This window comes from Amycolatopsis sp. FU40 (assembly GCF_021903635.1).
In the GTDB taxonomy this organism is placed as follows: domain Bacteria; phylum Actinomycetota; class Actinomycetes; order Mycobacteriales; family Pseudonocardiaceae; genus Amycolatopsis; species Amycolatopsis dendrobii.
Genome location: NZ_CP091381.1, coordinates 8182852 through 8196326, shown reverse-complemented (window position 1 = coordinate 8196326; position 13475 = coordinate 8182852). Strand labels below are relative to the sequence as shown.

The 13475-nt window shown below is 70.8% G+C and carries 12 protein-coding genes; 5 read left to right on the top strand and 7 right to left on the bottom strand.

Annotated elements, in window-relative coordinates:
• Positions 1–44 precede the first annotated feature (44 nt).
• The 4 genes from L3Q65_RS38810 to L3Q65_RS38795 all read right to left on the bottom strand — a co-directional run bounded on the left by L3Q65_RS38810 (position 45) and on the right by L3Q65_RS38795 (position 4725).
• Positions 45–1577: a bifunctional uroporphyrinogen-III C-methyltransferase/uroporphyrinogen-III synthase gene (locus L3Q65_RS38810; RefSeq protein ID WP_182890405.1), complete on the bottom strand. Its 1533-nt coding sequence runs from the start codon at positions 1575–1577 to the stop codon at positions 45–47.
• A gap of 82 nt (positions 1578–1659) precedes the next feature.
• Positions 1660–2607, bottom strand: coding sequence for a hydroxymethylbilane synthase (gene hemC / locus L3Q65_RS38805; RefSeq protein WP_237597902.1), 948 nt, complete (start codon positions 2605–2607; stop codon positions 1660–1662).
• On the bottom strand, positions 2608–3921 hold the full coding sequence (locus L3Q65_RS38800; protein WP_182890407.1) for a glutamyl-tRNA reductase: 1314 nt from the start codon (positions 3919–3921) through the stop codon (positions 2608–2610).
• Positions 3922–4725 (bottom strand): redox-sensing transcriptional repressor Rex, encoded by an 804-nt coding sequence (locus tag L3Q65_RS38795; RefSeq protein WP_182890893.1) that lies wholly within the window; start codon positions 4723–4725, stop codon positions 3922–3924.
• Positions 4726–5619: 894 nt separating this feature from the next.
• Here L3Q65_RS38795 and L3Q65_RS38790 point away from each other — a divergent pair.
• Together L3Q65_RS38790 and L3Q65_RS38785 are read left to right on the top strand one after the other, a co-directional pair.
• Positions 5620–6102 carry a DUF3558 domain-containing protein gene (locus tag L3Q65_RS38790; protein ID WP_237597901.1) on the top strand — a complete coding sequence of 161 codons (483 nt, stop codon included), beginning with the start codon at positions 5620–5622 and terminating at the stop codon, positions 6100–6102.
• Positions 6103–6137: 35 nt separating this feature from the next.
• Entirely contained in the window at positions 6138–6788 is a 651-nt protein-coding gene (locus L3Q65_RS38785; protein ID WP_237597900.1) for a hypothetical protein, read from the top strand.
• Between the two features lie 53 nt (positions 6789–6841).
• On the opposite strand, the gene L3Q65_RS38780 is transcribed toward L3Q65_RS38785, so the two are convergent.
• The 3 genes from L3Q65_RS38780 to L3Q65_RS38770 are packed head-to-tail and all read right to left on the bottom strand — an operon-like array spanning position 6842 to position 10209.
• Complete coding sequence (locus L3Q65_RS38780; RefSeq protein WP_237597899.1) at positions 6842–8398, bottom strand: molybdopterin-dependent oxidoreductase; 1557 nt, start codon at positions 8396–8398, stop codon at positions 6842–6844.
• A gap of 58 nt (positions 8399–8456) precedes the next feature.
• Positions 8457–8672: a glutaredoxin family protein gene (locus tag L3Q65_RS38775; RefSeq protein WP_182890894.1), complete on the bottom strand. Its 216-nt coding sequence runs from the start codon at positions 8670–8672 to the stop codon at positions 8457–8459.
• Between the two features lie 31 nt (positions 8673–8703).
• Positions 8704–10209 (bottom strand): AMP-binding protein, encoded by a 1506-nt coding sequence (locus tag L3Q65_RS38770; protein ID WP_237597898.1) that lies wholly within the window; start codon positions 10207–10209, stop codon positions 8704–8706.
• A 281-nt stretch (positions 10210–10490) separates the two neighbouring features.
• Here L3Q65_RS38770 and L3Q65_RS38765 point away from each other — a divergent pair, with 281 nt between their 5' ends.
• The 3 genes from L3Q65_RS38765 (at position 10491) to L3Q65_RS38755 (ending at position 13445) form a co-directional block, all read left to right on the top strand.
• The gene (locus L3Q65_RS38765; RefSeq protein ID WP_220506944.1) at positions 10491–11201 is read left to right on the top strand and encodes a sigma-70 family RNA polymerase sigma factor; all 711 of its coding nucleotides are present in this window, start codon (positions 10491–10493) and stop codon (positions 11199–11201) included.
• Positions 11202–11297: 96 nt separating this feature from the next.
• Positions 11298–12386: a DUF5667 domain-containing protein gene (locus L3Q65_RS38760; protein ID WP_237597897.1), complete on the top strand. Its 1089-nt coding sequence runs from the start codon at positions 11298–11300 to the stop codon at positions 12384–12386.
• Positions 12387–12536: 150 nt separating this feature from the next.
• Positions 12537–13445 carry an HAD family phosphatase gene (locus L3Q65_RS38755; protein WP_051729659.1) on the top strand — a complete coding sequence of 303 codons (909 nt, stop codon included), beginning with the start codon at positions 12537–12539 and terminating at the stop codon, positions 13443–13445.
• The last annotated feature ends 30 nt before the right edge of the window (positions 13446–13475 follow it).

Below are 13475 nucleotides of genomic sequence, written 5' to 3'. Positions count from 1 at the left end.
TGAGGGAATCAGATTCCCGCAAGGAGCCCTTCACGGACAAAACCTCAGCTGCGCCGGGTGCGCTTGGCCTTCCGCGGCGGCGGCAACGCGCCCTCCGCACGAAGCCGCGCGGCGTGCTCGGCGAGAGCGTCCACCAAATGCGGCACGTCAGCCTTCTCCGGCTGAACATCCACCCGCAGACCGAATTCCACCGCGGTCTCCGCGGTCTTCGGCCCAATGCACGCGACCAACGTGCGCGTGTGCGGCTTCCCGGCGATGCCCACCAGGTTCCGCACGGTCGACGACGAGGTGAAGCAGACCGCGTCGAACCCGCCGGTCTTGATCATCTCGCGGGTCTCGGCTGGCGGCGGGGCGGCCCGGACGGTCCGGTAGGCCGTGACGTCGTCCACTTCCCAGCCCCGCTCGACCAGGCCGGCCGACAGGATCTCGGTGGCGATGTCCGCGCGCGGCAGCAGGACGCGGTTCACCGGGTCCAGCACGTCGTCGTACGGCGGGAACTCGGCCAGCAGGCCCTCGGACGACTGCTCGCCGGTCGGGACCAGCTCCGGGATGATGCCGAACGAGCGCACCTTCGCCGCGGTCGATTCGCCGACGCAGGCGATCTTCACGCCGGAGAACGCGCGCGCGTCGAGACCGAACTCCTCGAACTTCTCCCACACCGCGCGCACCGCGTTGGTGGAGGTGAAGACGATCCACTGGTAGCGGCCGTCGACCAGGCCCTTGACCGAACGCTCCATCTGCGCCGGGCTGCGGGGCGGCTCGACCGAAATCGTCGGGACCTCGTGCGAGGTCGCGCCGTGGCCGCGCAGCCGCTCGGCCATTTCGCCGGCCTGTTCCTTGGTGCGCGGCACCAGGACCTTCCAGCCGTACAGCGCCCGCGACTCCCACCAGGACAGCTTCGACCGCTGTCCGGCGGCCTGGCCGACCGTCACGACCAGCGGGCCGACCAGTTCGCCCGCGTCGTTCGCGACCGAGGCGAGGGTGGTGTCCAGCGTGCGCTGGGTGTTGATGGTGCCGTTCGCGGTGACCGCGACCGGGGTGGTCGCGGGCAGCCCCTTCTCGGTGAGCTGGCTTGCCGCCTCGGCGAGGTGCGCGGAGGTCGCGTGCAGCACGATCGGGCCGGGGACCGCGGCCAGCGCGCCCCAGTCCACCTCGCCGCGGACGTCCGCCTCGGTGTAGGTGCCGCCAAGCGCGACCCCCGCGTACGCGGGCACCGCAGTGCCCGGCGCGACGCCCGGGATGACATCGAACACGGCCGACGTGCGGGCAACGGCCTGGACCTCGGCCACGACGGCCGGGCTGGTCAGCGGGTCGCCGGAGACCAGCCGCAGCGCGAGCCGGCCCGCCTTGGCCTCGGCGGTCAGGTCCTTCGCGACGTCGGACGGTTCGCCGACGGCGGGCCGGACCTCGGCGCCGGGGGCGGCGAAGGCGAGCACGCTGGCGGGCACGTCCGGGTCGGTCACCACGACCTCGGCCTTGGCCAGGAGTTCCTGGGCGCGGACGGTGAGCAGCCCGGCGTCCCCGGGGCCCGAGCCCACGAAGGCGACGCGCCCGGCGGTCTTGCGAGCAGGGGTCATCGTTGGTGTTCTTCTCCTCTTGGGCGGCCGGTGCTCCGGCCGCTGGTGTCGGGCAGGTCGTGCGGGTCGGTGACGACTGGCGTCACAGCGCGGGGCCGAGCAGCGCCCCGGCACCCAGGTCAAGCAGTTCGGCGGCCAGTTCCCGGCCGAGCTTCTCCGCCTCGCCGATCCCGGCGATCGCGGACGCCCGCACCATGTCGACGCCGCCGTTCTCGCCTTCGACGGCAGCGGTGCCGCGCAGCGAGATGCGTTCCACCACCGCGCCCTCGTCGTCGAGGTCCTCGACGATCTCGGCGAGCGCGCCCACCGGCGCGCTGCACCCGGCTTCGAGCGCGGCGAGCAGAGCCCGTTCGGCCGTCACCGCGACCCGCGTGCTCTCGTCGTCCACCGCGGACGCGAGCAGGTGCTCGATGTCCACGTCGGCGGCCCGGCACTCCAGCGCCAGCGCCCCCTGCGCGGGAGCGGGCAGCATCTGGATCGGGTCGAGGGTTTCGGTGATCTCGTCCACCCGGCCGACCCTGGCCAGTCCGGCACGCGCGAGCACCACGGCATCCAGCTCGCCGTCGGCCACCTTGCGCATGCGGGTATCGATATTGCCTCGGATCGGCACGATTTCCAAACCGAGACCCAGCGCGCGCAACTGAGCCATGCGCCGAGCCGCGCCGGTGCCGACCTTCGCGCCCGGCGGAAGCTCGCCGAGGGTGAGACCGTCGCGGGCGATCAGCGCGTCGCGCGGGTCCTCGCGCGGCGGCACCGCGGCCAGCACGAGGCCTTCCTCGGGTGCGGTGGGCAGGTCTTTGTACGAGTGCACGGCGACGTCGATCTCGTTGCGCAGCAACGCTTCCCGCAGCGCCGAGGTGAACACGCCGACCCCGATCTGCGAGATCGGGGCGCTGGAGAGGTCGCCGGGGGTGGTGACGGTGACGATCTCCACCTCCGCCCCGGTGGCGCGGATGGTGTCGGCGACGATGCCGGTCTGCGCGAGGGCGAGCTTGCTGCCCCGCGTGCCGATGCGAATGACTCTGGTCACTTACCGCTTCTTCTCGGTTTCCGGCGCTGTCGGGCTCGCCACGGCCGCAGGAGCCTGCGGGTCGAGGCAGAACAGTTCCCGCAACGCGTTGGCGTAGTCGGTGTCGGCCGTCTCGGCGGCCAGCTGCTTGACCCGCACCGTCGGCGCGTGCAGCAGCTTGTCGACCACGCGGCGAACCGTGCGGCCGACCTCTTCGCGAACCTGGCTGTCGAGTTCCGGCAGCCGGTTGTCCAGGCGGAGCAGTTCCGCGTCCACCACCTCGGCCGCGCGCCTGCGCAGCGCGGTGACCGTGGGCGTGACCTCGGCACTGCGCTGTCCGGCGAGGTACTCGCGCACCTCGTCGAGCACGATGCCGTTGGCTTTGGCGGTCTGCCGGTCGGTGGTCGGGGCTCCGGCGTCGCGCATGCGGCGCTGGATCGTCTCCAGGTCGACCACGGTGACGTCGGCGAGTTCGGCGACCGCGGGGTCGACGTCCTTGGGCAGCCCGAGGTCGCAGACGACCAGCGGACGTCCGGCGCGCGCGGGCACGTGTCCGGCGAGGAAGACCGCGTCCTGCGCCCCGGTGCACGCCACGACGAGATCGGCCAGCTCGACCGCGCCGGCGAGTTCGGTCAACGGCACCGAACGCGCCGGGATCCCCTCCGCGACGACCTTCTCGGCCAGCCGGACGGCGTTGGCCTCGGTGCGGTTGGCCACGGTGATCTCGGCGATCCCGGCCTTGCGCAGCTGCGCCGCGGTGAGCGCGCCCATCGAACCGGCCCCGACGATCAGCGCGTGCTTGCCAGCGATGTCGCCCGCGGCGGCCAGCGCCTCGGACACGACGGACGCGCCGAGCTGGTCGAGCCCGGTCTCGGAGTGCACGCGCTTGCCGACGCGCAGCGTGGTCTGGATCAGCTCGTGCAGCGTGCGGCCGACGGTGCCGGCGTCGCGCGCGGTCGCGTACGAGGAACGGACCTGGCCGAGGATCTGCGTCTCGCCGACCACCATCGAGTCAAGGCCCGAGGCGACGGAGAACAGGTGCTCGACGGCCGCGCCCGCGTAGTGCACGTACAGGCTGTCGTACAACTCGGCCGGCTCCATCCCGGCCTTGCGGGAGAGCACCTCCGAGACGTCGTTGACGCCGCCGTGGAACGTCTCGACCACGGCGTAGACCTCGATGCGGTTGCACGTCGAGACGAGCATGACCTCGCTGATGTGCTCGGCCTGCTGCAGGTCGTGCAGGACCTTGGTCAGCTCGTCCGCGGGGATCGCCGCACGCTCGAGCGTGCCGAGATCCGCACTGCGATGGGAGAGCCCGACCGCCAACACGCTCATTCAGCGCACCACCATTCCGAGACCGCCGTCCGTACCGGCGCCGTTTCGTCCGCCGCTGCCATTGTCGGCGGGCCGGCCCGTGCCGGGTAACCCGGTATTCCCCTGGTTTTCCCCGGCCGATCCGCCCGCGCCGGCCGCGCTGTCGGCGCGCCGAGCCACGTGGAACGAGAGGATCTGCAGCTCGACGGCCAGGTCGACCTTGCGGACCTCGACGTGTGCCGGCACCTGGAGCACTACCGGCGCGAAGTTGAGGATGCACTGGACGCCGCCTGCCACCAGCCTGTCGCACACCGACTGCGCGGCGGTAGGAGGTGTGGCGATGATCCCCACGGAAATCTCCCGTTCGGAGCAAACGCGCGGAATGTCGTCCATGTGCGAGACCGGGAGACCCCCTACGGGGACGCCGATCAAATCGGGGTCGAGGTCGAAGAGCGCCTCGACCGGGAAGCCCCGGCCGGGGAAGCCGCCGTAGTTGGCGAGCGCGTGGCCGAGGTTGCCGATTCCGACCACCGCGACCCGGTGCTGACGGGTGAGGCCGAGGATGCGTTCGATCTGGCTGACCAGCACCTGCACCTCGTAGCCGACGCCGCGAGTGCCGTACGAGCCCAGGTAGGAGAGGTCTTTGCGGAGTTTGGCGGAGTTCACGCCCGCCGCGGCGGAGAGTTCTTCGCTGGAGACGGTGGTCGCGCCCTGTTCGGCCAATCCGGAAAGGATCCGCAGGTAGACGGCCAGCCGGGCGACGGCGGCCTCCGGGATCTGCTTCGCGCGGACCGCGGTGTCTTCCGCGTCGGAGACGGCGGGCATCTCGGCGGTCGGCGCGTTGTCGGCGTCCGGGGCGGGACGGGAGGTCCGGGCCGCACGGCGGGTGCGGGGTTTGGCGTCGCCCTCCGCGGGCGCCGCGGCCTGGGCTTCGGCGGCTGCTCGGGCGGCCGCCCGGCTCGCACGGCCGTTGCCGTTGCCGTTGGCGGCCCGGCCGTTGCCCGCGGCGTGCTCGCCACCGCCGACTACCTGGTCAGACCCGTTCTCAGCACTGGCTCCCGCGGAGTTTCCGTTGCGCGCCAAGCCGTTCTCGCTCACCGCGGCCCGACGGCGGCTGCCCGCGGCGTGCCGTCCGCCGGACCGGCGCGTGGCAGGCGGCGCGGGTTCGGCGGAGTCGGATTCGTCACGCGGAGGCGTGGCCGGCGGTTCGGCACCGCTGCGCCCGCCCCGCTGTGTCACCACGCTGACTTCTCCTCAATCCGGCTTCGTGCCCGCGCTGTCCCCCACCTGCCTCGACCGGCAGTGGAAAACCAACCCTTGACCCCACGGCTTCCGTCCGGTTCGATGCCGGTCCTCGCGGGGACGGGTTCCTACGGTAGTCCACTTGTGAACGCATGCACAAAGTCACTGGTCATCCGCATGACCAGAAGCACACCGGAGCCTTCGGCCGGACTGTGATCCGCGCCGGCCGACGACGATCATCAGCGTTCCCCCTCGCCGACTCATACCCGCTCATACCCGCGAGTCGACGCGCCGCAGACGCGGGGTGCAGGGCCCCCAACCGCGGGTACCTGCGCAAGGCGTAGCCCGTTCAGGTGGTCGCACCGGTGCTCGTCCGCGAGCAGCGCCTGATCCGTATACACACATTCCGTAGTCACCCGAACACACGAGAGAAGAGTCGCCCGCAGGGCTCGCATGCAACCACAAGGAACGTGTCAATTGAAACAACGAGTCCTGACGGCAGGAACATACACCCTGCTGGCAATTTCACTTCTAGCCCTCACCGGATGCAGTTCTTCCACAGGATCACCGACAAAGAAGATGGGTTCACAAAAGCCCTGCGAACTTATTAGCACCCAAGACCTCGGCGCAATTCTGCAAACGTCAGTGCCGAAGCCGGAGATGAGCGGACCGCAGTGTCAGTATTCCACTGCCAACACGGTTACGGTTTCGATGTCTCGCGGGGTCCAGTCCGCGAAGGGCGGCTCGGAGGTCGCCGTAGAGGGCCAGCGTGCGACGAAGTCCGAATTCGCGAAGGGGCAAGGTTGCGTGATGGACGTCCAGCTTGCGGACGACGATCCTCAGCAACTGTTCTCCGTGGCTATGGTCTTCGGCCCGGATGCGGTGGCCAAATTCGGAGACAAAGCCTGCGAATTGACAGAAAAGGTAGTGGCTAAAGTTATCCAGTCGCTGCCTGGATAACAGCTGCTAACCATCAACCCATTCAGGAGATTCTCGTGAGCCAGTGGCTGCTCGGCATCCCTTCCGTCGTTTTGATCGGCGGTTACGCATACTGGTACTTCCGCAACTACCGCAAACGCCGCGACCAGTACGCCGCCGCAGCAGCCGAGCGTGGCTGGGCCTACCGAGAGCGGGACAGCGGCCTCCTCGGCCGTTGCCACGGGTATCCGTTCAACGACGGTCGCCGTCCTCGGGCTTGGCATGTCGTCACCGGAACGAACGGTGATCGCGAATTCACGTCGTTTGAGTACAGCGCCGTCTTTGGCCATGACGACGCCGAGTCCAGCGATCGCGCTGAGCGTCAGTTCACCCAGGTTTTCGCCCTCCTGCTGCCGGGGGCGACGCCAGACCTGACCGTCCGGCCACGCGGCATGCTCGGGCAGTTGGCCCGCGGACTCGGGGCCAGCTCCCTCAGCGGTTCAGACTTCGATCGGAGCTGGACGGTCGACGGCGCGCCTGCCGACCTCACCCCAGAGATCCGGAGCTGGATCACCGTGCACCGCCGACCGTTCCGGATTACCGCGGGCCAGTTGTGGATGTGGGCCGACGGCCGAATGGATCTCGCCCGCATCGAACCGGCTCTTAGAGACCTGCATCAGCTCGCCGACGCACTCAGCCGCCAGCTGCCGCCGCCCCGCATCAGCTAGCGGCGCGACCGATACAAGCGCTTGCGCGAGGCTGTTCGCCACCAACCCTGCCTTCAGGCGGCGGTGAAGGGCACGGTGTGCCACCCAGTCGCACCGTCCGGGACCGGGTCCGCGGGGTGGTCGGTCTGCGTGTAACCGGTCTGGTCGGTCGCCCGCACGGTCACCGTGTGGCTGCCCGGCGGCACCGGCACCTCGGCCCACCACATCCGCCAGGTGTCCTTGTTGACCTCGGCCGAAAGCGTCGCCGGGAGCCACGCGCCCTGGTCCACCCGCACTTCGACCTTCGCGATCCCGACGTGCTGCGCCCACGCCGTCCCCGCGACCCGGACCTTGCCCGCGCGCACCGACGTCCCGTTGGCCGGTGCGTCGATCCGCGATTCGGTCTTGATCGGGGCCTGCTCCGCCCAGCCGCGCTGCAGCCAGTACGCCTGCCGCGCGTCCCAGGTCGTGAACTCGAGGTCGGTGACCCATTTGGTCGCCGAGACGTAGCCGTACAGCCCGGGGATCACGATCCGCGCCGGGAAGCCGTGCTCGACCGGCAGCGCCTCGCCGTTCATCCCGATCGCGAGCATCGCGCCGCGTGCCGGGTCGAGCGCGACGTTGGCCGGGGTTCCGCAGGTGAACCCGTCGACGCTGGTCGCGTACATCTGCTGCGCGCCCGGTTGCACGCCCGCCGCGTCCAGCAGGTCGACCAGGTCGACGCCGATGAAGTTCGCGGTGGAGATCAGGTCGCCGCCGACCTCGTTGGAGACGCAGGTGAGCGTCACGGTCCGCTCCACCAGCGGGCGGTTCCGGATGTCGGCGTAGGAGAAGCTCACCTCGCGGTCGACCATGCCGTGGATCTTCAGGGTCCAGTCCTCGGCCCGCACCTGCGGTACGACGAACGCGGTGTCGATCCGGTAGAAACTCCCGTTCGGCGTGATGAACGGCGGCGAGCCGAGCTTGTGGAAATCCGCGTCCGGCGGCAGCGGCGGGGCTTTCTTCGCAGCGACCAGCGGCCCGATCGACGCGCGCGAGCCGGTCGCGCTGCTGGTGGTGGACACGACCTCGCCGACGATCGCCGCCACGCCGGCGCCGGCCGCGATTCCCGCGCCGCGCTGCAAGACCTGGCGACGGCTGAGTCCCTGCCGCAGTTCGCTTTCCGCCGGCAGCGCGCGTTTGTGCAGCCAGCTGAACACCAGCAGCGCAGCGCCCAGCGCCAGCACCGGAGCCAGCAAGGCGAGTTGTCCGACGTCCGTGCGCTCGAACACCGCGAAGATCCCGAACGCGCCGACCACGACCACCAGCAGCTGGCCCGGCAGCGGACGACGGCGCGAGAGCTGCCCGGCGAGCACCGCGAACACCAGCAGCACCACGGCCAGGCCGATCTTGAGCACGGTCTTGTCGGCGGTCCCGATCGTCTGCTCCGCCCACACCACGACGGCGTGCGGGCTGTGCGCGATCACGAAGTCCGCGACCGCGACGAACGGCGACGCGTTGTACCCGACAAATCCGGCAACCAGATGCCCCACGCCCAGCGCGACGGCCAGCGAGACCAGGCCGATGAACGTCGCGATGCCCAGCGACAGACGCGGCCGGGCGGTCGGCGGGGCTTCCTTCAACGCACTCACCCCACCATCTTCGGCGGGCCCGGCGGAGTCTGGCCCGTTCAAAGCGCTTACGGGTTGCTTACCGCAGCGCCGCGCGCAGCCGTTCTTCCTCGACGCGCCAGTACCCGTGCTCGGTCCCGTCGATCAGGATCACCGGCACCTGGTCGCCGTATTCGGCCTGCCATTCCGGGTCGCTGTCGACGTCCGCGGTCTCCCACGGCACGCCCAGTTCGCCGCAGATCCGCGCGACGTCCGCCTCGGCCACCTCGCACAGGTGGCATCCTTCGCGGCTCATCACGGTCACTTTGTGCACGGTCCCAGCCTAATCAGCGCAGCTTCAGGCGGCGCAGCTTCCCGGTCGCCGAATGCGGCAGCGCTTCGGCGAACTCGACGGTGTGCGGCACCTTGTACCCGGCGAGATGCGCGGTGCACTGGTCCACCACCTGCTGCTCCGACAACGCCGCACCTTCGGCAGGCACCACGACCGCCTTCACCGCTTCGCCGCTCCGCTCGTCGACCACTCCCACGACGGCGGCCTCGGCCACCCCGGGCAGCTGCGAGATCACTTCCTCGACCTCGTGCGGGAAGACGTTGAAGCCGTTGACGATGATCAAGTCGTTGGCCCGGTCGACCAGGTGCAGATCGCCGTCGGAATCGAGGTAGCCGACATCGCCGGTCCGGAACCAGCCCTCGGCATCGGGGCCGTGCGCGCCGTCCGGCCAGTACCCGGAGAACAGGTTCGCGCCGCGCACCGACACCAGCCCGGTGCTGCCGCCCGCCTCGAACACGTCGTCCGGCTCCTCCGGGTCGAGCGGCAGTTCGTCCGCGGACCCGTCCGACTCCACCAGCCGCAGCTCGATCCCGGGCAGCGGCCGTCCGACCGATCCGGGCTTCGGATAGCCGGTGACCAGCGTCGACGTCACCACCGGCGCGCATTCGGTGAGCCCGTAGCCCTCGTACACGTCGACCCCGGCGGCCTCCCGGATCGCCGCGAGCACCTTGGGATGCAACGGCGCGGCACCGGATGTCAGCCGGTGCACGGTCGCCAGGCCGTGCGCCAGCTCTTCGGGGTCGAGCGCGGCGAATTCGTTGTACATCGCGGGCACGCCGGTGATCGCCGTGACGCGATGCTCGGCGCAGTCCTGGAGCGTGCGCCGGGCTTCGAAGCGTTCGGACAGCACCAGCGTCGCACCGACCGCCGTGGCCATGAGCAGGCCGGGGCCGAGGCCGTAGACGTGGAAGAGCGGGATCGAGACCAGCACCCGGTCGTCGTGCTCGGTCACTCCGTCCACTTGGGACAGTTGATCGAGGTTCGCCAGCAACGCGCGGTGCGACAGCAGCACTCCGCGCGGCGGGCCGGTCGTGCCGGAGGTGTACGAGACGACCGCGATGTCCTCGCCGGACCGGCCGAGGTCGACCGGGTCGCCCGGCTCCTCGCCGCGCGGCGGCAGACCGGCGACGCCCTCGGGCAGCTCGGCGTCGTCGCGCTGCACCACGCGTTTCGCGCCGCAGTGCTCCAGCAGCCGTTCCAGTTCGGGCGCGGGGGCCTGCGGCGACAACGGCACGGCGATCCCGCCCGCGCGCAGCACCGCGAACAAGGCGACCGCGAAGTCAGCCGACGTCGGGAGCCGCAGCACCACCGGGTCGCCCGGCGCGACGCCGGAGGACACCAGCCGGCGTGCTTCCGCGTGCGCCGCTTCGTCGAGCTCTCGCCAGGTCAGCGTGGCACCCGTGCCCGTCTCGGTGATCGCCGTGCGTTCCGGCCAGCGGCTGGCCGCATCGGCGAGCAGGCCGGCGACGCCGTGGGCGGTGCTGATCCGGTCCACCCCCACCCCTCTCGTTCCGTTGCGGATTCGTCATCTTGTCACCCGTAATGGGGATGCCGCGCGATCGTCGCACCTCTGCCTGACCGGGACACTACCTACTTCGCGGTAACAACACGTATGCTGCACTGCGTCGCCGGGTGGCGTTGATCACTACCGGGTGACCCGAGCAAGGGAGTCGTCGTGCCGAAGCCGCCGGTCCACGAGGGTGTGGGACACGCGCCGCGGCACGCCCGCACGCCCTCGGGTACGCGCCCGGCCGCACCAGGGACAGCCGGAGGTGCCGCCCGATGACCCGTCCGATCACCCTGTCCGCCGCCGCGCACCGCGGGCCGGTCGCGATGTTCGCCGACCGCGTGTTCGGCTCGTCCGCGGCCGCCGTGCCGCTGCCCAAGGCCGACGCCGAACCAGACCCCGCCGAGGTCGCGAAGGCCGAGGCGTGGGAACTGGTGCGGGCCGCGCAGGCCGGCGACTCCTCCGCGTTCGGCCAGCTCTACGACCGGTACGTCGACGTCGTCTACCGCTATGCGCTCTTCCGGCTCGGCGACCGCGACCTGGCCGAGGACGTCACCAGCGAGACCTTCCTGCGCGCGCTGCGCCGGATCACGTCGGTCAGCTACCAGGGCCGCGACGTCGGCGCGTGGTTCGTCACCATCGCCCGCAACCTGATCCTCGACCACGTGAAGTCCAGCCGGTTCCGGCTCGAGGTCGTCACCGACGAGGTCGCCGAACCGGGCGGTGTGCCCGGCGGACCGGTCGGCCCGGTCGCCCAGGCCGGACCCGAACAGCAGGCGATCGCGGGCGCGACCAGGGCCGAGCTGCTGCGGTGCGTCGCCGAACTCGGCGAGGACCAGCGCGAATGCATCGTGCTGCGGTTCCTCCAGGGGCTGTCGGTCGCGGAGACCGCGCAGATCATGGATCGCAACGAGGGCGCGGTGAAGGCATTGCAGCACCGGGCGGTCCGGCGGCTCGCGCAGCTGCTGCCCACCGGCCTGCGTTGATCGTTCGACGACAGCCGTAACTTTTTCGGCTTCTTAATCGTTTCTCACCCAGACCGGCGGTCAGGGCCGGGCGTTGGGTGGAGACGGAGCAGCACCGTGGGCGTGCCCGGGTGGTTTTCGCGTGGTCGGACCGAGAGCGAGCGGTTCGACGACGCGATCAATGCTTCCCCGCGGCAGCGGCCGGACGAGTTCGCCGAAGAGCTGGCCCTCGTCGGCGCCTTGCGCGAACTGGGCCAAGCGGGCGACCCCGACCCCGCCACCCGAGCCCGGATCCGCGCCGAGATCGAAGGCCGCATCGGCGAACCGCTCCCGCGCCGACGGTGGCGGCCGCGCATGGCCGACCTCGCCGCCGCGGGCATCGCGCTGATCCTCGGCCTCGGCGGCCTCACGCTGCTGCTTTCGCGAGACGCCCTGCCCGGAGACGCGCTGTACAGCGTGAAGCGAGCAGGCGAAGTCACGTCGCTCGGTCTGACCTTCGGCGACGAAGCCAAGGCCGAGAAACACCTGAAGTTCGCCGCGAACCGCGTCACCGAGCTGGGCCGGATGAGCGACGCCAGCCCGTCGGCGTATCAAACCGCGCTGCACGATTTCAGCGGCGATGTCCGCGCGGGCGTGGCCGAACTCACCGAGCTGGCGACGACAAGCGGCAACCGCACGCGGCTGACGACTTTGGAATCGTGGGCGCAGAGCCAGTCGCGGCAACTGGAATCGGAACAGGCCGACGTGCCGGCGTCCGCCCTCTCGGATTTCCGGCAAGCGCGCCTCCTGCTCGACCGCGTACAGCAGCGGAGTTCCGCGCTCGGCTCGCGGCTGAGCTGCTACCAGATCACCACCGGCACCACCGACGAACTGGGCCTCCTCCCCGCGCGCGGCGCGTGCACGCAGCAACCGCTGCCGCCCGGCGGCTCCACGCCGAGCAGCCCGCCTCCGGTCGCCGGGTCGAGCGTCCCGCCGACGGACTCCCCGCTGCCGGTGCGCTCGGTCTCGTCGCCGACGCTGAGCAACCCGGGCACGCCGAGCCCGACCCCGACTTCGGCCGAGGTCCCGCACCCTCCGGCCCCGCCGAGCGTCTCGCCGCCGATCACCGCTCCCACGCCGCCCCGGATCCCGACCCGGCCCGCGCCCCCGCCGGTCGTCTCGATCCCGCCGCTGCTGCCGGGGCTCCCGCCGATCGTCATCGGCTGACGCGACTTTCGCCACTCCCCCGCGCCGTGATCAGGACGACCAGGCAACCCCTATCCGAGGTCCCGGCCACATCTCCAACGGGTGAGTCGCACGGTCGCTACCCTGTGCTGCAGGACCCGGTCGGCGTCGTCCGCCGGGACGTGCCCGAACCTGGAGGCGGTGTGCGTGTCAGCTTGGCGTGGCAAGGATAAGAGTCAGGAACTGGAGCGGCTCGCCACGCTCGCCGGAGAAGCGTCGGCGGAGGCCGCGTCCTCCTCGGCGCAGCTGGCGACGACGGTTCCGCCCGCGCCGCCGGACCTCACCGCGGGCGCCTTCTTCGACGTGGACAACACGATGATGATGGGCGCGTCGATCTTCTACTTCGCCCGCGGGCTCGCCGCGCGCAAGTTCTTCACCTCGGCCGACCTCGCCGGTTTCGTGTGGGACCAGGTCAAGTTCCGCATCGGCGGACGCGAGAACAAGGCCGACATCAAGACCCACCGCGAGCGCGCGCTGTCCTTTGTGGCCGGTCGCACGGTCGAGGAGCTCACCACGATGAGCGAGGAAATCTACGACGAGCTGATGGCGGACAAGATCTGGTCCGGCACCCGCGCGCTCGCGCAGATGCACCTCGACGCGGGCCAGCGCGTGTGGCTCGTCACGGCGACGCCGATCGAACTCGCCGCGATCATCTCGCGCCGGCTCGGCCTCACCGGCGCGCTCGGCACGGTCGCGGAAACCAAGGACGGCGTCTACACCGGACGGTTGGTCGGCGACATGCTGCACGGCCGCGCGAAGGCGCACGCGGTCCGCGCGCTCGCGTCGCGCGAAGGCCTGAACCTCAAGCGCTGCACGGCTTATTCGGATTCGCAGAACGACGTCCCGATGCTGTCGGTCGTCGGCACCGCGGTGGCGGTCAACCCGGACAGCGGCCTGCGCGACGTCGCCCGCGCCCGCGGCTGGGAGATCCGCGACTTCCGCACCGGCCGCAAAGCCGCCCGCATCGGCGTCCCGTCCGTGCTCGGCGCGGGCGCGGTCGCGGGGGCGGTCGCCGCGGGAATGGCGTACCGCCGCCGCTGAGAACTGCTCGTGAGTGTTTATGCCGGTTCT